At 71.8% G+C, this 16,221-nt stretch carries 20 protein-coding genes; 6 read left to right on the forward strand and 14 right to left on the reverse strand.

What is annotated here, in order from left to right:
- The first annotated feature begins 43 nt into the window (after positions 1–43).
- Genes ACO4JP_RS17590 through ACO4JP_RS17610 form a run of 5 tightly spaced genes read left to right on the forward strand, consistent with a single transcriptional unit; the run spans position 44 to position 3,266 of the window.
- Positions 44–628 carry a TetR/AcrR family transcriptional regulator gene (locus ACO4JP_RS17590; protein ID WP_425955262.1) on the forward strand — a complete coding sequence of 195 codons (585 nt, stop codon included), beginning with the start codon at positions 44–46 and terminating at the stop codon, positions 626–628.
- A complete protein-coding gene (locus ACO4JP_RS17595) occupies positions 625–1,419 on the forward strand; it encodes an SGNH/GDSL hydrolase family protein (protein WP_425955263.1) in 795 nt (264 codons plus the stop codon). Before ACO4JP_RS17590 ends, ACO4JP_RS17595 begins: the two co-directional genes overlap by 4 nt.
- Positions 1,416–1,646 (forward strand): hypothetical protein, encoded by a 231-nt coding sequence (locus tag ACO4JP_RS17600; RefSeq protein ID WP_425955264.1) that lies wholly within the window; start codon positions 1,416–1,418, stop codon positions 1,644–1,646. The genes ACO4JP_RS17595 and ACO4JP_RS17600 overlap by 4 nt, the downstream gene beginning before the upstream one ends.
- Positions 1,647–1,656: 10 nt before the next feature.
- The gene (locus ACO4JP_RS17605) at positions 1,657–2,280 is read left to right on the forward strand and encodes a hypothetical protein (RefSeq protein ID WP_425955265.1); all 624 of its coding nucleotides are present in this window, start codon (positions 1,657–1,659) and stop codon (positions 2,278–2,280) included.
- Positions 2,280–3,266, forward strand: coding sequence for a hypothetical protein (locus ACO4JP_RS17610; protein WP_425955266.1), 987 nt, complete (start codon positions 2,280–2,282; stop codon positions 3,264–3,266). The genes ACO4JP_RS17605 and ACO4JP_RS17610 overlap by 1 nt, the downstream gene beginning before the upstream one ends.
- Positions 3,267–3,448: 182 nt before the next feature.
- On the opposite strand, the gene ACO4JP_RS17615 is transcribed toward ACO4JP_RS17610, so the two are convergent.
- The 8 genes from ACO4JP_RS17615 to ACO4JP_RS17650 form a co-directional block, all read right to left on the reverse strand.
- Positions 3,449–4,528: a hypothetical protein gene (locus ACO4JP_RS17615; protein WP_425955267.1), complete on the reverse strand. Its 1,080-nt coding sequence runs from the start codon at positions 4,526–4,528 to the stop codon at positions 3,449–3,451.
- Positions 4,525–5,247, reverse strand: a complete 723-nt coding sequence (locus tag ACO4JP_RS17620) for an ABC transporter ATP-binding protein (protein ID WP_425955268.1) — start codon at positions 5,245–5,247, stop codon at positions 4,525–4,527. The genes ACO4JP_RS17615 and ACO4JP_RS17620 overlap by 4 nt, the downstream gene beginning before the upstream one ends.
- Entirely contained in the window at positions 5,238–6,275 is a 1,038-nt protein-coding gene (locus ACO4JP_RS17625) for a peptidoglycan-binding domain-containing protein (RefSeq protein WP_425955269.1), read from the reverse strand. Before ACO4JP_RS17625 ends, ACO4JP_RS17620 begins: the two co-directional genes overlap by 10 nt.
- Positions 6,276–6,318: 43 nt before the next feature.
- Entirely contained in the window at positions 6,319–6,912 is a 594-nt protein-coding gene (locus tag ACO4JP_RS17630; RefSeq protein WP_425955270.1) for a hypothetical protein, read from the reverse strand.
- Positions 6,913–7,130: 218 nt separating this feature from the next.
- Positions 7,131–7,301, reverse strand: coding sequence for a hypothetical protein (locus ACO4JP_RS17635; RefSeq protein ID WP_425955271.1), 171 nt, complete (start codon positions 7,299–7,301; stop codon positions 7,131–7,133).
- Between the two features lie 439 nt (positions 7,302–7,740).
- Positions 7,741–7,926 carry a hypothetical protein gene (locus ACO4JP_RS17640; protein WP_425955272.1) on the reverse strand — a complete coding sequence of 62 codons (186 nt, stop codon included), beginning with the start codon at positions 7,924–7,926 and terminating at the stop codon, positions 7,741–7,743.
- Positions 7,927–7,959: 33 nt separating this feature from the next.
- Positions 7,960–9,207 (reverse strand): tyrosine-type recombinase/integrase, encoded by a 1,248-nt coding sequence (locus ACO4JP_RS17645; protein ID WP_425955273.1) that lies wholly within the window; start codon positions 9,205–9,207, stop codon positions 7,960–7,962.
- Positions 9,204–9,647: a hypothetical protein gene (locus ACO4JP_RS17650; protein WP_425955274.1), complete on the reverse strand. Its 444-nt coding sequence runs from the start codon at positions 9,645–9,647 to the stop codon at positions 9,204–9,206. The genes ACO4JP_RS17645 and ACO4JP_RS17650 overlap by 4 nt, the downstream gene beginning before the upstream one ends.
- A gap of 25 nt (positions 9,648–9,672) precedes the next feature.
- Here ACO4JP_RS17650 and ACO4JP_RS17655 point away from each other — a divergent pair, with 25 nt between their 5' ends.
- Positions 9,673–10,029: a hypothetical protein gene (locus ACO4JP_RS17655; protein WP_425955275.1), complete on the forward strand. Its 357-nt coding sequence runs from the start codon at positions 9,673–9,675 to the stop codon at positions 10,027–10,029.
- Positions 10,030–10,163: 134 nt separating this feature from the next.
- Here ACO4JP_RS17655 and ACO4JP_RS17660 read toward each other — a convergent pair whose 3' ends face one another.
- The 6 genes from ACO4JP_RS17660 to corA form a co-directional block, all read right to left on the reverse strand.
- Positions 10,164–11,264: an aspartate-semialdehyde dehydrogenase gene (locus ACO4JP_RS17660; RefSeq protein WP_425955276.1), complete on the reverse strand. Its 1,101-nt coding sequence runs from the start codon at positions 11,262–11,264 to the stop codon at positions 10,164–10,166.
- Positions 11,265–11,269: 5 nt separating this feature from the next.
- Positions 11,270–12,571: an aspartate kinase gene (locus tag ACO4JP_RS17665; RefSeq protein ID WP_425955277.1), complete on the reverse strand. Its 1,302-nt coding sequence runs from the start codon at positions 12,569–12,571 to the stop codon at positions 11,270–11,272.
- A gap of 145 nt (positions 12,572–12,716) precedes the next feature.
- Positions 12,717–13,493, reverse strand: a complete 777-nt coding sequence (locus tag ACO4JP_RS17670) for a sulfite exporter TauE/SafE family protein (protein ID WP_425955278.1) — start codon at positions 13,491–13,493, stop codon at positions 12,717–12,719.
- A gap of 66 nt (positions 13,494–13,559) precedes the next feature.
- Complete coding sequence (locus tag ACO4JP_RS17675; protein ID WP_425955279.1) at positions 13,560–14,129, reverse strand: DUF5063 domain-containing protein; 570 nt, start codon at positions 14,127–14,129, stop codon at positions 13,560–13,562.
- 19 nt (positions 14,130–14,148) lie between these two features.
- Positions 14,149–14,748 carry a recombination mediator RecR gene (gene recR, locus ACO4JP_RS17680; RefSeq protein ID WP_425955280.1) on the reverse strand — a complete coding sequence of 200 codons (600 nt, stop codon included), beginning with the start codon at positions 14,746–14,748 and terminating at the stop codon, positions 14,149–14,151.
- Positions 14,749–14,810: 62 nt separating this feature from the next.
- Positions 14,811–15,947 (reverse strand): magnesium/cobalt transporter CorA, encoded by a 1,137-nt coding sequence (gene corA, locus ACO4JP_RS17685; protein ID WP_425955281.1) that lies wholly within the window; start codon positions 15,945–15,947, stop codon positions 14,811–14,813.
- Positions 15,948–16,221: the final 274 nt, after the last annotated feature.

Raw genomic sequence — 16,221 nt, forward strand, 5'->3', positions numbered from 1 at the left:
TCCTATAGCCTTTAGGCATTATCCATTCGGCCTAAGGTTTGCCATGCCCCGTGTCGGCCTCTCTCCCGACCTCCTCACGTCCGCGGCGGCCGAGCTCGCCGACGACGTCGGCTTCCCCCAGGTCACGCTGTCGGCCTTGGCTCGCCGTTTCGGCGTGCAGACCGCCAGCCTCTACGCCCACGTCGCGGACCTGGACGCCCTCCGCGCCCGGGTCGCCGTCCGCGCCCTGGCCGAGCTCGCCGACCGCCTCGCCGAAGCCCTCGCCGGGCGGTCCGGCCGTGACGCCCTCGCCGCGCTGGCCCAGGCCCAGCGCGAGTACGCCGTCGAGCACCCCGGACGCTGGCAGGCCACCCGCCACCCGCTCGACGCCGCAGCTGCTCGCGCCAGCGCCGGCCCGCGCCTCGCCGACCTCAACCGCGCCGTCCTGCGCGGCTACGACCTGCCCGAGAGCGAGCAGGTGCACGCCGTCCGCCTGCTCGGCGCGACGATCCACGGCTACCTCGACCTGCAGCAGTCCGGCTCGTTCGACCACTCCACCCCCGACGCGGACACGAGCTGGGAGCGCGCCGTCGACGCGCTCGACACCCTGCTGCGCCACTGGCCCACTCGCGAGAAGGACCGAGCATGATCACCACGCCCCTCACCGGCGACCTCATCCACGGCGCCCTCGAGCTCGAGCGCACCGACGTCGGTCTCCGCGTCCACCGCCTGCCCGCGTGGGCACGGGCACAGGCGGCCGACGCTCAGCTCACGATGGTCGAGTCGCAGCCCGCGGGCGTCCGCGTCGTCGTCACGACGACTGCGCGCCACCTCGAGCTGCGTGCGCTCGCCACCCGCTACACCTACCGCGGCGCGCCCGCGCGGCCCGACGGCGTGTTCGACGTCGTCGTCGACGGTGCGCTCGTGGCGCAGGGCAGCCTCGACGGCGCCACGCTCGTCACGATGGACCCGCGCACCGGCGGCGTCGAGACCACGCCCGGCGAGGTGCGCGCCGTCGTCGCCGGCAACCTGCCCGAAGGCGAGAAGCGCGTCGAGATCTGGCTGCCGCACCAGGAGACGCTCGAGCTCGTCGAGCTGCGCAGCGACGCCCCCGTGCAGGGCGTCCCCGCGCCGGGCCGGCGGTGGGTGCACCACGGCAGCTCCATCAGCCAAGGCTCCAACGCCACGCACCCGACCGGCACCTGGGCGGCCGTCGCAGCGATGACTGGCGGGGTGGACCTGCTCAACCTGGGGTTCGGCGGCTCGGCGATGGTGGACCCGTTCGTCGCGCGCACCATCCGCGACCTCCCTGCTGACCTCCTCAGCGTCAGCTTCGGGATCAACGTGGTCAACGCCGACGTGATGCGGCGGCGCGCGTTCCGCCCGGCAGTCCACGGGTTCCTCGACACCGTCCGCGAGGGGCACCCCGAGACGCCGTGACGCTCGTGCGCGGCGTCGCGATCACGCTGGGTGTGCTCTTCGTGATCATCCGCGGCGTCGCCTCGCGCGGTGCCATGACCCAGGTCATCGTGGCCGGCATCGCCGCGGCGATCTTCGTGTGGATCATCTTCAACGTCACCCAGCTGCGCGACACGGTCGGCAACGACCTGCCCGGCGCCGCCGCGGTCGTCCAGACAATCCCGACCGGGCACCTGCTCGGGATCTGAGCGAGGACCGATGACGAACACACCCGGCACCACCGACACGGACATCGTGCGGTGGTACACCCGCGCCCGACGCTTCCCGCAGCTGATCGGCAAGACCGCCACCGGCGGGATGATCTGGGGCGGGCCGTACACCTACACCCAGGTCGGGGTCGGCGTCGGGTTCTTCGTCATCGGCCTGCAGACGACCTGGCTGTGGGGACACTTCGGCTTGATCGGAAACACGCTGCTGCTCGCCGCGGTCTCCTATGGCCTGGTCCTCATCGTCGGCCGCCTGCCCATCGGCTCCCGCAACCCGCTGTCGATCGGCGTGGGTGCTCTGCGAGCTCTCGGCGCACCCGCCCACGGCACCCTCGCCGCCACCCCGCTGCGACTGCGTCGCCCCCACCACGTCACCTCACGCCTGGTGATCACCCATGACGCACCTACCCTCGCCGACATCCCGGCGGGCACACCTACGCCCGCCGCCCGCGCGCGCCGCCGCGGCCGGGACATCCCCGAGTCCGCGGTGGCGACGCCGCCCGCGCCGCAGCGGCTGCGGCCCACGCCGGCCACCACCCGGTCCACGACGACTCCCGCTCTCACCGGCGTCCAGCGGCCGCTGGCCTCGACCGGTGCTCCGCGCCAGGAGGACTGATGCGCACCCCGACCCGTTCCATGGCTGCGAACCTGCGCTGGACCCGCTCCGGCACGGTGTGGGCCGACTGGATCCTGTCCGGCCTGCCTTATGGGCTGCGGCCGACGAAGGACAAGCACACCGTGCGCGCGCTGCACCAGGCGCTGATCCGGGCGCTGCCCGGGGAGTCGCTGCTGCTGGGCGTGCGCTCGGGTCTGGACCCGGCGGTCGTGGTGTCCAAGATGCTCGAGGGTGTCGACCTCGAGGAGAGCCCGGAGTGGGTCGCGGAGTGCGAGGCGACACTCGACACGCTCGATGCGATCGGGCCCGGGCGCCGGGTTTTCTGGCTGTCGGTCCCGCTGGGAGCGGACAAGCCCACCGACCGGTTCACCGAGCCGCTGCAGGCCGCGAAGTCGGATCTGCTCGACCGGCTCGGGCTGCCGCGCGTGACCATCCCCACGAGGGACGTCGAGCGGCGCCTGGCGCAGGCTGCGCGCGTGGCCGAGGGCATCCCGGGGCCGTTCAACGCGACGCCCGCGACCCCGGCGCAGATGGTGTGGCTGCACCAGCACTTCCTGCGTCGTGGCCTGTTCCAGGACCTCGATCTGCCGGAGGCTGACGAGGCGAGCCCGCCTTCGGCGCTGCTGGCGCCGAAGGCGGGTGCCGCGCTCGGCGAGCCGGTGCTCGACGAGGGCGGACAGTCCGACATCGGCCCGCGCGAGCTTGCCCGCCTGAACCCGGTGGGCCGCAAGTACCTGAAGGTGTCGGACGCGCACACGGTCGACGACGTCGAGGCCAGCTACCAGTCCCTGCTCGTGGTCTCCGACGTGCCCGACGGCGGCATGACGTTCCCGGGCAGCGAGGTTATCGGGCGGATCGACGAGTCGGGCCTTGACGTCGACTGGGCGATGCGCCTGTCGGTGAAGTCCCCGGCCGCCGTCGCCAGCCGCAACCAGCGGGCGCTGCGGAACCTGAACGAGCAGTACCACCAGCAATCTCAGCGATGAGACGGCACTCGCTGCGTCGAAGTCACCTCTTAGTCACCCATTTCTCGGAGTCTCTTGCGAGATTCACGACACGACCTGTCCACGTCTACGCCGCCGTACGTGCCTGGCTCGTCGAGCAGGGGCCTGGACGCGCCTGCTGTCCCGAAAGTGCGGCAGAGCCGTCTATCGGACAGACCCCGTCGTCATGCGGCTGTCTCGCGCAGGAGGCGGTGGATGTTGGCGTGGGCGAGCCATGCGAGGGTCAGGGGCAGGAGCGCGGTCGCGGTGATGGTGGTGCGCACGGCTGCGGCGATGCCGAGCTGGATGCCGTGGGCGGGGACGTGCCCGAGGTGTCCGAGCAGGGTGAGCCAGGCGATGGTGATGGCCAGGGCTGTCAGGACGATGGCGTGCCCGGCGACGAGGACGTGGCCGGCGACGCCCGCGCGGGTGGTGCCCGTGATCAGGTAGATGGCGTACTCGTGGCGTTGCGCTCGCACGGTGATGGTCAGGATGAGGACGGCGAGCGTCCCGGCGGCGAGGTACAGGTATCGGGCGGGGCGGGTGTCCCACAGGGTGGAGGGGTCGGGGATGCCGTCGCCGGTGGCGAACATGCGGGTCAGGGTGAGGTTGTCGCCCGTGGCGGCGAAGGTGGCGGGCAGGAGGTTCGACAGGGTGCGCAGGGCGTGCTCGTCGGTGAAGGCGACGTAACACGCCGTCAGGGTGCGCGGCGAGGTGGTGAGCGTCAGGGCGATGCGACCGAGCTCCTGGTCGCGCTGTCCGAGCGGGGCGACTGCCACCACGGGTGTCACGGTGCCGTCGATGGAGGTGAGGGACCCGGCGCGCAGGCCGACCTGCTCGGCGACGGCGTCCGCGACGATCAGGCCTGGCCCTGAGGGCGCGGCGGAGGCACCGGTGAGCGCCTGCGTGATGTTCCCGGCGGCGGGCAGGACACGGAACCCGAGGCCCGGGCTCGTCGCGGCGTGCACGAGGCGGCTGGCGCCGATGCCGCCGGCTGCGGCGACGCCGCTCGACCGGTCGAGGGCGAGGCATGCGGCGGCGTCGATGGTCGAGGACCCGTCGCGTGCGGTCGCACGGATCACCAAGGATCCGGCGGACTCCTGGACGGTTCGCAGCGCGGCTGCGTCGCGCCAGGCGATCATGTCGAGGCCGCCCGCGGCGAGGCCGACGCCTGCGATGACGAGCGTGACGACGAGGTACTGGAGGGGACGGGCGAGGATCGTGCGGGCGACCTCGCCCAGCAGCCCGGTCGGTGACCAGCTCATCCCCGGGCCGCCCTAGTCGGGCCGGGCGGGGCGCACACGTCGGCGGCCAGGTCCACCACGTGGTCGGCGACCGCGGCGAGCTGGAGGTCGTGCGTGGCGACGACGACGGTGGCGCCCGCGTGGGCGCACGCACGTAGCGCGTCGAACACGGTCAGGGAGCTGGCGCGGTCGAGGTTGCCCGTCGGTTCGTCGGCCAGCATCACGGGGCGGCCTGCGACGAGTGCGCGTGCGATCGTCATGCGTTGCCGTTCCCCGCCCGAGAGCTGCCCGGCGGGCTGCCGGCCCTGGGCGGCGAGCCCCACGGTCTCCAGGGCGCTCGCGGCCGCGTCGCGGGCGCGTCGCATCGGTGTCCCGGAGGCGAGGAGCGCGACGGCGACGTTGTCCGTCGCGGTGCGCTTCTCGAAGCACGCGTTGTTCTGCAGCACCCACGCGAACCGCTGGGTGCGCAGCTCCGTCAGCTCGGCGCGGCGCCGCCAGTCGCAGGTCGTGCCGTCGACGGACACGGTCCCGTCGTCGGGCGCCAGGAGCAGCCCGAGCAGCGAGAGCAGGGTCGACTTGCCGGCGCCGCTCGGGGCCACGATCGCGGTCAGTGTTCCCGCGTCGAAGGTGTGGGTGAACCCCGCGACGACATGCCGTGAGGCGCCCGGGTAGCGATAGCTGAGCCGTGCGGCGGCGAGCGTCCCTCCGCTGGCGCGGACGCCTGGCCCGGTCAGCTGCACGGGGCGAGGCCCCCGATCTCGGCGGGGTTCGCCAGTACCTGGCCGGCGGTGATCGGCTCCACGTATGTCATCCCCGGGCTGCCCCCGACGACCGTGACCGGCAGCGGCGGCCACCCCGGTTCGGCGCCGGTGCCCGCGCGCGCGTCGTCGAAGGGGTAGACGCAGACCCGTCCTGACGCGCCCGTCACCAGGGAGGTCGCCGGTACCGAGGTGACCTGCACCGGGTCGGCGAGCTGGATCGCGCCGTCGACCGACGCCGTACCCGGGGTCAGCGACGCCGCCAGGCCGGCCAGGCCGCTGCCGTCCGCGCCGGGCGGGATCGTGAAGTCCGCGTCGAGCGGCAGGTCGAGCGCGGCGTACGAGAACACGTATCCCTGCCCGGAGGAGGGCGCCTGCGTGCCCGCGTCCGGGTCGGTGGCGACCCGCGCCGACGCCAGGGTCGCGGCCGCTGTGAGGATCACGTCACCCGTGCCCGGGGCGGGCGTCCCGACGTCGATGCTCACCGACCCCACGGTCACCGTCTCTTGGGGGAGGAACACCACCCAGGACGGGTCGAACACGGACGTCGTGGGCGAGCACCCGAGCCGCCCGCACAACGCCCTCACACCTGCCCGCAGCCGGCCGTCGAACACGTTCCCCTCGCCGACGTCGGCGAACCCGAGCGCCCGCAATGCCGTGCGGAGCATCACCACGTCGCCGCCGCGGTCGCCCACCGCCAGCACCCGGGAGAACGGCGTCGGCGTCGCTACGGCGATCCGGGTCACCGTGTCGACCACCGCCACCGGGGTCCCCGTCACCAGCACGTCGCCCGCGCCGACCTCGACCGACACGACCAGGCCCGACCATGACGGGGCCCGCACCGCGACGCCGTCCGACCACGTCAGCGCCGCGGTCGCCGCCGCGCCCGCCCGGTACTCCAGCGCCTGCACCGGGTACCCCACCGGGCCGACCTCCGAGCCCAGCGCCGAGTCGGGGCGCGGCAGCACCCACACGACCAGCCCGAGCAGGACGACGGGGACGAGGACCATGACCAGCAGGCTCGCCGGGAGCAGCCACGCGCCGGGGCGAGTGTTACTGCGTGATCGTATTGACGAGCGTCGAGTGCTCGGCAATACACGCGTTCGCTCTCGCACCTTGCTCCTCGGTCAACGTCTGCGACCACGCGGGGGTCTGCAGGAAGGCTCTGATGCCGGCATCGCTGCGATCCGCCGGCAGGACGACTCCCGCGTCCGTCATGCACTGCAAGAACTTCGGCATCTCGACCGACACCTGCTGCGCGCCCAGCACGAGCTGGCTCTGCCACCGGTCCTCGACCTGCGCGGCATAGATCAGCTCGCACTCACCCACGACCCGGTCGTCGTCGACGATCGAGTCGGGCATCACCCCGGTGCCGTTGGACACCTCCGTCTCGTCGTCGGACGGCTCACCCGACCCCGCCGACGACGGCGCGGAAACCGACTGCCCCGCGGAACCGTCCGCGCCCACCGCGCCGTCCGACTCGCCGAACTCCGCGCCCCGGCCGTACTGGACGTCCAGCATCCCGTCCATGAACGCGCTCGGCGTCGCCTCGAACCGCATCTGCGGGATGCGCTCGGTGATGCACTGCCCCCACGCCAGCACGGCGGACTCGTAGTCCGCGTACGTCAGCACCGGCTTGTCGAGCAACCCCTGCTGGAACGGCCCCGGCCCGGGGGGCTCCGCACCGTTGAGCCCCCGAGTCGCCCTCGCGACAAACCCCGTCCCCAAGCCGTCGTCCACCTGCCCGGCCGCCCCGTCCGAACCCCGGGGAGGCGCAGGAGGCGCGCCCGCCGAGCACCCAGTCACCATCGCACCCACGACGACGACCACCGCCACCAGCCGCGCACCCCTGCGCCCCGCCTTTGTCACGGCTTGATCTGCGCCGTCGGGTTGTACTGCGTGTACCACGTTCCGTCCTGGCCCCACACGGCTGAGATGTTCGTCGTCGAGTTCGCCGTGAACCTCCCGATGGAGTGGACGCCGCTCCACGAAGCCAGGCAGACGTTCCCGATCGAGAACGACTTGGTGTTGCTCACCTGACCGTTGGACGTGTAGATCCGAGACTGCGGGGTCGGGCCGCACATCGCCGCCGCAGCCCAGGTCGACGTCGCGCTGTCGACCGTGAGGCCATCGCCCTGAACGTTCAGGACGACAGGACCGGAGGTCTTGGTAGCGTCGGCAACGGCCGTGCTCCCCATACCAACCGTCAGTGCTGCCGCGGCGAGCGCGACAGCAGCCATTCGAGTTCGCGGACTTCTCACTCAGCTAGCTCCGTTGCTAGATGTGGAACAGTTCCCGGACAACCGTGCGATCCGGGTGCCTCCCGGCGAGAGCTCAAGAGTCTCGGCGAGGACGGGAGGAGTCTGTCGCCCCCCCGGTAGTGCGTCAAGCACTCGTTGCGGTTCGGTCAACGAGCGGGGTCGTGCTGGACCGATCTGTTGCACTCGGAGCCGACCCAGAATGCGATTGCGCCGGTCAGGGGCGCAGCGCGTCGACGGTCAGCCGGGCGATCCGTCGCGGCACCGAGACGGCGGCCGCTACCGCCCGCCCGCCGCGCAGGACCGCGCTGAACGCCGCAAAGTCGAGCGGTCGAGCGGTCGGGGACCAGCCGGTGGTCGTCTCGATCCAGTGTGCGATGGCCATCGCGGCGAAGACGATCACGAACGGTGGATCAGGGTTCAACCACAAGGGCGGCTACGTGCCGTCCGCCCCGCCCTCGATGAGCGCTCCGATCAGGCCGGAGTTGTCGATCCTCGTCGCGGCCTTCTCCACGTAGTGCCGCGATGTCGTCCCGGTGTTCGAGTGCGCGAGGGCTGCGGCGGCGGCGTCGAGGCCTTCGGCGCGCATGATGGTCGTCGCTGCCGTCTTCCGGAACGTGTGCGTCGTGACCCACGTCCACTCCGGGTGCCGAGAGGCGAACCGCCGCCACTGCTTGCCGACGTTCCCGACGTCGCGGAGCGTGCCGGCCTCGCTGGGGAAGACCGGGTCGTCGTCACTTCCGAGCAGATCGTCGCGGAGCGTGGCGAGCCGCTCGACGGTGGCCGCGGGGATCGTGTGGATCGTCACCGAGTTGGTCTTCGTCTGCCCCTGACGGTGCAAGCCTTCGCCGCTGACCCTGACGGTGGTCCCGGCGATCGTCACGGTGCCCTTGTCGAGGTCGACGTCACGCCAGCGCAAGGCGAGCACCTCGCCGATCCGGGTCGCGGTAACCAGGAGGGTCTCGGCGATGAGGTCGAGCTGCGCGCGCGTCGCGCTCTCGTCGTCGCGAAGGTCCCGGAGCAGGTTGGTGACCTGTTCCGGCGTGAGCGCCTGGGCCTTCTTCACGCTGGACGGGATCCCGGCGGTCCCTCGTGCGGGGTTGACGGGGACGGTGTCGTGGCGCACGGCAAGGTCGAACATCTGGACGAGGCACGTACGCGCGTGCCTCGCGGTGCCGGGCTGGACCTTGCGCAGAGCGCTCAGAAAGTCGTCGAGCCGACCCGTGGTCGCCTCCGAGAGCGTCAGTGCGCCGACCTTCGGGATGATGTGGTTCCGCACCGCGATCCGGTACCGCCAGATCGACTGTTGCTTCTTCTTGCCGTCAGGCTCGGCCTCGATCGCGGCGATCCACTTGTTCGCGAGTTCGTCGAGGAGCATCTCTCCGCTGATCGACCCTTGCTCCACCTTCCGCTGCCGGAGCACCTTCTGCAGGGCGCTCTCGGCGCGCGCCTTCGTCGTCCCTGTCCGCACGACCTCCCGCTTGCGCCCGTCAGGATCGCGGACGCGGGCGCGGGCGATCCACCCGTCCGCTTTGGTGGGCGTGGTCCGGTCGACGTCGTCGGGGCGATAGAACTTTCGGCCGTCGTGGGCCAGCGCGACCCGCCTGTTGCCCTGGTACTCGAAGGGGACGGTGGTGACCTTGCCCCACTCCCCGATCGTGAGCCGCGGCCGCCCCGTTTTCATCGTGACCCGTCCCGTGCATGGTGGTGGTGCTCCGGCTCGGCGGCCGACGTCGAAGGGAGCGCCTCCGGCCCCGAAGGGGGCGAAGGGAGCGGTGCTTCAGGGGTGAGCACCCTTTGCTCGGTTGGCGCGGGGCCGGCCTGCCGCCGCCATACCCAGGCACCGCCCCAGGCGGACTTCACGGACGTGACGCCGGCTCGTTCCTTGGCCCTCTTGACCTGGTCGGGCGAGTAGCCCTCGGCTCGCGCGGCGGCCATCACGACCGTCTGCTTCGCCTCGCCGTCGTGGCTGTCGAGGTAGTACGCCAGCCAGGACGAGCACTCGTTCCTCCAGGACACTTCGACGGCGTCGACCGGAGCACCGAGCAGGTCCTCGGCACGGACGCCCTCGACGGGCTGGGCCTCCCACTCGATCCGCGCGCATCCGTGCTCGACGTCGGGCACGCGGCGGTAGGCGAGGGCGTTGCTCGTGCTCTCACCGATCCTGTGCCCCATCCACGAGTCGACCCCCGGACCGGGCGCGTTCGACGTCGAGGCCCTGGCCCGCGGCGAGATGCGGTTCGTCGCGACCGGCGACCCGAACGAGGTCAACGCCGGCAAGCTCACGCTCCGGGTGATCCGCAAGGAGCTCGCCGCGATCGTCGCGGAGCGCGCCGCGACCGACCCGAACCTGCACTACCTCGACGGCCGCGAGCTCTACGGCAAGGCCGACGAGGCCGAGCTGCCCCTCCTGGACAACCTGCACCCCACCACGGAGGCGCACCGCCGCATCGGCGAGCGGTTCGTGAAGCGCGCCTTCGCGCCGGGCGGCCCGTTCGCGGCCTGACCCGATCCACGCCCGGCCGGCCAGCCGGTCTGCGCCGCTGCGCCGGGACACAGATCGGCGCCCCAGCTTCCGATCGGTTGACGGATCAGCCGACCAGAAACGGGGGCGCCGAGATGAAGCACCCACAGCGGAGCTCACTCCACGTCGGCGGCCTCCAGCGTCGCCAGCTCGGCGATGTCCGCCGCGACGAGCTCCGCGATCTGGATCGTGTTCAGCGCCGCGCCCTTGCGCAGGTTGTCGTTCGACACGAACAGCACGAGCCCGCGCCCGTCCGGCACCGACTGGTCGACGCGGATGCGCCCCACCAGCGAGGGGTCGGCGCCCGCGGCGGCGAGCGGCGTCGGCACGTCCGTGAGCTGGACACCCGGGGCCGCGGAGAGCAGCTCCACCGCACGCTCGGGCGTGATCGGCGAGGCGAACTCCGCGTGGATCGCCAGCGAGTGCCCCGTGAACACCGGCACGCGCACGCACGTCCCGGCCACGGCGAGGTTCGGCAGCGATAGGATCTTGCGCGACTCGAACCGGAGCTTCTGCTCCTCGTCCGTCTCGAGCGACCCGTCGTCGACGAGCGACCCGGCCAGCGGGACGACGTCGAACGCGATCGGTGCCACGTACTTCACAGGCGCGGGGAAGTCGACCGCAGCACCGGAGTGCGCAAGGCCCTCCAGGTCCTGCCCGACCGCCGCCCGCACCTGCCCGGCGAGCTCCTCCACACCAGCGAGACCGGACCCGGACACCGCCTGGTACGTCGCGACCCGCAGACGCTCGAGCCCGGCCTCGTCAGCGAGCGGCTTGAGCACCGGCATAGCCGCCATGGTCGTGCAGTTCGGGTTGGCGATGATCCCCAGCTCGGCCTCGGCGATCGCGTCGGGATTCACCTCGGAGACCACGAGCGGCACCTGCGGGTCCCGCCGCCATGCGGACGAGTTGTCGACGACGACGGCGCCCGCCTCCGCGAACCGCGGCGCGTGCTCCTTCGACGTCGAGCCGCCGGCCGAGAACAGCGCGATGTCGATGTCGGCGAGGTCCTCGGTGGAGGTCGCGGCGACGTCCTCGATCACGACGTCGCGCCCCTCGAACTGCAGCACCGAGCCGGCGGACCGCGCGGACGCGAAGAACCGGATCTCCTTGACCGGGAACTCCCGCTCGGCGAGCAGGCGACGCATGACGCCGCCCACCTGGCCGGTCGCACCGACGACGGCGACGTTCACGCCCTCAGGGCTGATCTGCGCCACCCGAATCACCGCCCCGTCCCGGCGTAGACCACGGCTTCGCCCTCGCTCGAGTCCAGCCCGAAGGCCGAGTGCACCGCCTTGACCGCCTCGTCGAGCGAGTCGGCGCGCGTGACGACGGAGATGCGGATCTCCGACGTCGAGATCATCTCGATGTTGATGCCGGCGTCGCGCAGCGCGCCGAAGAGACGGGCCGAGACGCCAGGGTTGGTCTTCATGCCCGCGCCGATGAGCGACAGCTTGCCGATCTGGTCGTCGAACTGCAGCGACGCGTAGCCGATCTCGGACTGCACGGCCTTGAGCGCGGACAGCGTCGCCGGCCCGTCGCCTTCGGGCAGCGTGAACGAGATGTCGGTCAGCCCGGTCTGCGCGGCCGAGACGTTCTGCACGATCATGTCGATGTTCGCCCCGGCAGCGGCCACGACCTCGAAGATGCGGGCGGCCATGCCGGGCACGTCGGGCACGCCGACGACCGTGATCTTGGCCTCGCTGCGGTCGTGCGCGACGCCGGAGATGATCGGAGCCTCCACGGCGGCCTCCTGGTAGGTCGAGTTGTTGGGGTCGATGAAGTCGCCGTACGTGCCGGTGACCAAGGTCCCGGTGGCGTTGGAGAACGACGAGCGCACGTGCACCGGCACCTGGTACCGGCGCGCGTACTCGACGGCGCGCAGCGCGAGGATCTTCGCGCCCGACGCCGCCAGCTCGAGCATCTCCTCGTAGGTCAGCTGGTCGATCTTGCGGGCGCTCGGCACGATCCGCGGGTCGGCGGTGAACACGCCGTCGACGTCGGAGTAGATCTCGCAGACGTCGGCGCCGAGGCCGGCCGCGATGGCGACGGCGGTCGTGTCCGACCCGCCGCGGCCCAGCGTCGTCACGTCGTTGGTGTCGGTGTTGACGCCCTGGAAGCCGGCGACGATCGCAACCTGCCCCTTGTCCAGCGTCTCGCGGATCCGGGCAGGGACGACGTCGACGATGCGCGCCTTGCCGTACACGGCGTCGGTGATGACGCCGGCCTGCTGGCCCGTGAAGGACTTGGCCCTGACCCCGAGGTTGTTGATCGCCATCGCGAGGAGCGACATCGAGATGCGCTCACCGGCGGTGAGGAGGATGTCCAGCTCTCGCTGCGGGGGGAGGGGGGTCACCTGCGCGGCGAGCTCGAGGAGCTCGTCCGTGGTGTCGCCCATGGCGCTCACCACGACGACCACGTCGTTACCTGCCCGCTTGGCCTCCGCGATGCGCTTGGCCACGCGCTTGACGCTGGCCGCGTCCGCGACCGAGGAACCGCCGTACTTCTGCACGACAAGTGCCATGCTCAGCTCTTTCTGTCGCCGGCCTCCGTCTCTCTCAACGGCCCGCCGGGTGCTTGTGCTTGCGTTCCGATGGTACGTGCCGCGCGAGGCCCCGCCGCCCGCTGTCTCAACGCGCGTGCGCATGTGGCGACGTCGTGCGGGCTCCTCACGCCCCGGTGACGACGTCGTAGCCCAGCCGCACGATGAGAGCCGTCACCACGACGATGAAGATGACCCGCACGAACCGCGACCCCTTCGCCACCGCCATCCGCGCACCGACGTACCCGCCCACGAGGTTGGCCGCGCCCACCGCGAGCCCCAGATGCCAGATGACGTGCCCCGCCGGAACGAAGAAGATCAACGCGCCCAGGTTGGTCGCGAAGTTGGTGATCTTCGCCAGCGCCGAGGCCGGCAGGAACGCGTACCCGAGCACGCCCACCAGCGAGATCACGAGGAACGTCCCCGTGCCCGGGCCGAGCATGCCGTCGTACACGCCGATCACGAGGCCGGTCACCGCGGCGGTGACGCGGTGCCGGTTGCCCTCCCAGCGCAGCTGCGTGTGCTCCCCGAGCGACGGCTTGAGCACCGTGTAGATCGCCACCGCGATCAGGACCACCAGGATGATCGGCTTGAACGCCCACGCCGGGATGTGTGACGCCAGCGCCGCTCCCCCGACGGCGCCTGCGAGCGCCGCGACCGCCATGGGCCCCGCGGTGGTGAAGTCAGGGTGCACGCGCCGGGCGTAGGTGATCGCCGACGTCGAGGTGCCCATGATCGAGCCGACCTTGTTGGTGGCCAGCGCCTGGACGGGGGCGATGCCGGGGACGAGCAGCAGCGCCGGGAGCTGCACGAGCCCACCGCCGCCGACGACGGCGTCGACCCAGCCCGCGGTGAGCCCGGCGAGGAGCAGGAGGATCCAGGTCAGGAGGTCGAGCTCGGGCACCCGCGAATGTTCTCACCCGAACGCGGGCATGGGGCTTCCAGCCCTCGGCGCCGCTCGGTGATGCGGTCAGGCGTGCAACGCGTCGTACTCCGCCTCCTGCGCGACGTCGTCGTCGACGTCGAGGCGCAGGTGGGCCAGCACGGCCTGGAGCACGCGCAGCGCCGAGGCCGCGCGCTCGCCCCAGGAGGACAGGTAGGAGAACTGCCACCACCACAGCGCTTCGAGCTCGTGGCCGTCGTCGTAGTGCGCCAGCCCCTTGGCCAGCTCCTCGACGACGCAGGCGAGGTCGCCGGAGATGGTGGCGGGCCCGATCTCGACGCCGAGCACCGGGTCGACCACCTCGATGTAGTCGTCGAAGCCGTCGAACATCTTGGCGAGCGCGGCCCGCAGCGGGTCGACGTCGGTGTCCGGGCCGGCGTCGGGCTCGAAGCGCTCGGAGGGGACGACGTCGGTGATGGCGGCCAGGTGCGCGCCGCACGCGAGCAGGTCGCTCGTGGAGAGCAGCAGAAGGGACAGCTCCGCGCCCGGCGCCGAGCCCGAGGCGACCTGAGTCACCGTCGACAGGAAGGCGCGCACATGAGCCTGTGTCGTCTCCGCGACCTCGCGCAGGTCGCTCCCGGCGTGGATCTCCCCCATGACGTGCCCCTTTCGACCTTCAGCGTCCGACGACCCGGCGTCCCTCGAATGCCCGTCCGAGCGTCACCTCGTCCGCGTACTCCAAGTCTCCCCCGACGGGCAGCCCGGAGGCGAGACGAGAAACTGTGATGGCCATCGGGCCGATGAGCCGGGCCAGATAGGTGGCCGTGGCCTCGCCCTCGACGTTCGGGTCGGTCGCGAGGATGACCTCCTGCACGCGGCCGTCGGCCAGCCGCGTCAGGAGCTCCTTGATGCGCAGGTCGTCGGGGCCGACGTTCTCGATGGGGTTGATTGCCCCGCCGAGCACGTGGTATCGCCCGCGGAACTCGCGCGTGCGCTCGACCGCGACGACGTCCTTGGGTTCCTCGACGACGCAGATGACCTCGTCGGAGCGCCGCGGGTCGGAGCAGATGCGGCAGCGCTCGGCCTCGGCGACGTTGCCGCAGATCTCGCAGAACCGCACGCGCGCCTTGACCTCGAGCAGCGCGTCGGCGAGCCGGCGCACGTCCGCGGCATCGGCCGCGAGCAGGTGGAAGGCGATGCGCTGGGCGCTCTTGGGCCCGACGCCGGGAAGCCGGCCGAGCTCGTCGATCAGGTCCTGGACTGCGCCCTCGTACACGCTGGACAGCCTACGGCCCTGCCGCTCTGCCGCTGCTCGACCGACGAGGAGGAAGGTAGCGCTCAGATCCAGCGCTTGAACCGGAAGATCCCCCAGAGGACCCCGCTCACCGCAACCATGAGCCCCAGGGCGAACGGGTACCCGAACGCCCAGTGCAGCTCCGGCATCTGCTCGAAGTTCATCCCGTAGATGCCGCCGACGACCGTCGGTGCGAACAGGATGGCCGCCCAGGAGGAGATCTTCTTGACCTCCTCGTTCTGGACCTTGGCCTCCTCGTTCTGCCGCTGGGCGACCAGCGTCGCGTTCACGGTGAGGATGTCGCGCAGGGCGCCGCGGTGGGTCTCGACACGCTCGGCGACCTCGGTGAGGTGGTCGACGACGTCGCGCAACCGGGCCTGGAGCTCCTCGTCCACGGCGTACTTGGTGAAGCCCTGGGTCAGCGCGTGGCAGACCTGGCGCAGCGGGCGCACCGCGCGCTGGAAGTCCGCCACCTCGCGCGACAGCTCGTAGATGCGCCGCGAGGCCTCGGCCCCGGACGTGAACACCTGGGACTCGATCTCGTCGATGTCGTTCTCGAGGCCGCTGACCACGGGCAGGTAGCCGTCGACGACGGCGTCGAGGATCGCGTAGAGCACGGCCTCCGGGCCGCGCGCGAGCATCTCCGGGTCGGACTCCATGCGCCGGCGCACCGCCGGCAGGTTCGGGGACCCGCCGTGCCGCACCGTGACCACGAAGTCGGGGCCGACGAAGAGGTGCAGCTCGGAGAACTCGACCTCCTCGGCCGCGTCGTCGTAGCGCGCGGCGTGGAGGACGACGAACAGCGTGTCGCCGTAGCGCTCCAGCTTGGGGCGCTGGTGGGCCTGGATGGCGTCCTCGACCGCGAGCGGGTGCAGGTCGAACTCCGCGGCGAGCGAGGCGAGCTCGGCCGGGTCGGGCCGCTCGAGGCCGATCCAGGCGATGCCGCCCGGGCGCGAGCGCAGCGCACGGAAGGTCTCGCCGAGGCGCGCGTGGCTCGACGTGCGGCAGCCGTCGTCGTAGATCGCCGAGGTGACGACGGCGTTGCGGCGCACCGGCAGGATGTCGGCGACCGGTGCGGCCTCACCAGGCCGACGGCGCGGGCGCAGCACACCGCCGAGGCCGCGCTGGATGGTCCGCGGCGCGCCGGGGCGCTGGGTACGGATGGGCAGGGACGTGGTCATGGGGGAACCTCCGCGGGCGCGCACGGCGGCGGGTCGCGGGCACGTCAAGGTGCCGGCGCCGAACCGTGCGAGGGATGGGTGCGCGGGGTGTGCCGCGGCGCCGCTGCGGTGGAGAAGAGGTCCGCCGGGCGTCAGCCGCGGCAGGGACTACTCGGGGGCTCGCTGCGCATGGCGTGCCACCTCCTGAGTCCCGGGCGCCGTGGTGGTCGGCGCTGCGAAGGCCCACATCCGGGCCGTCGGTCAGTGTATGCCGGGGCACTTGGGGTGGCCAGCC

It is taken from the genome of Xylanimonas sp. McL0601 (genome assembly GCF_049852175.1).
Lineage (GTDB): Bacteria > Actinomycetota > Actinomycetes > Actinomycetales > Cellulomonadaceae > Xylanimonas.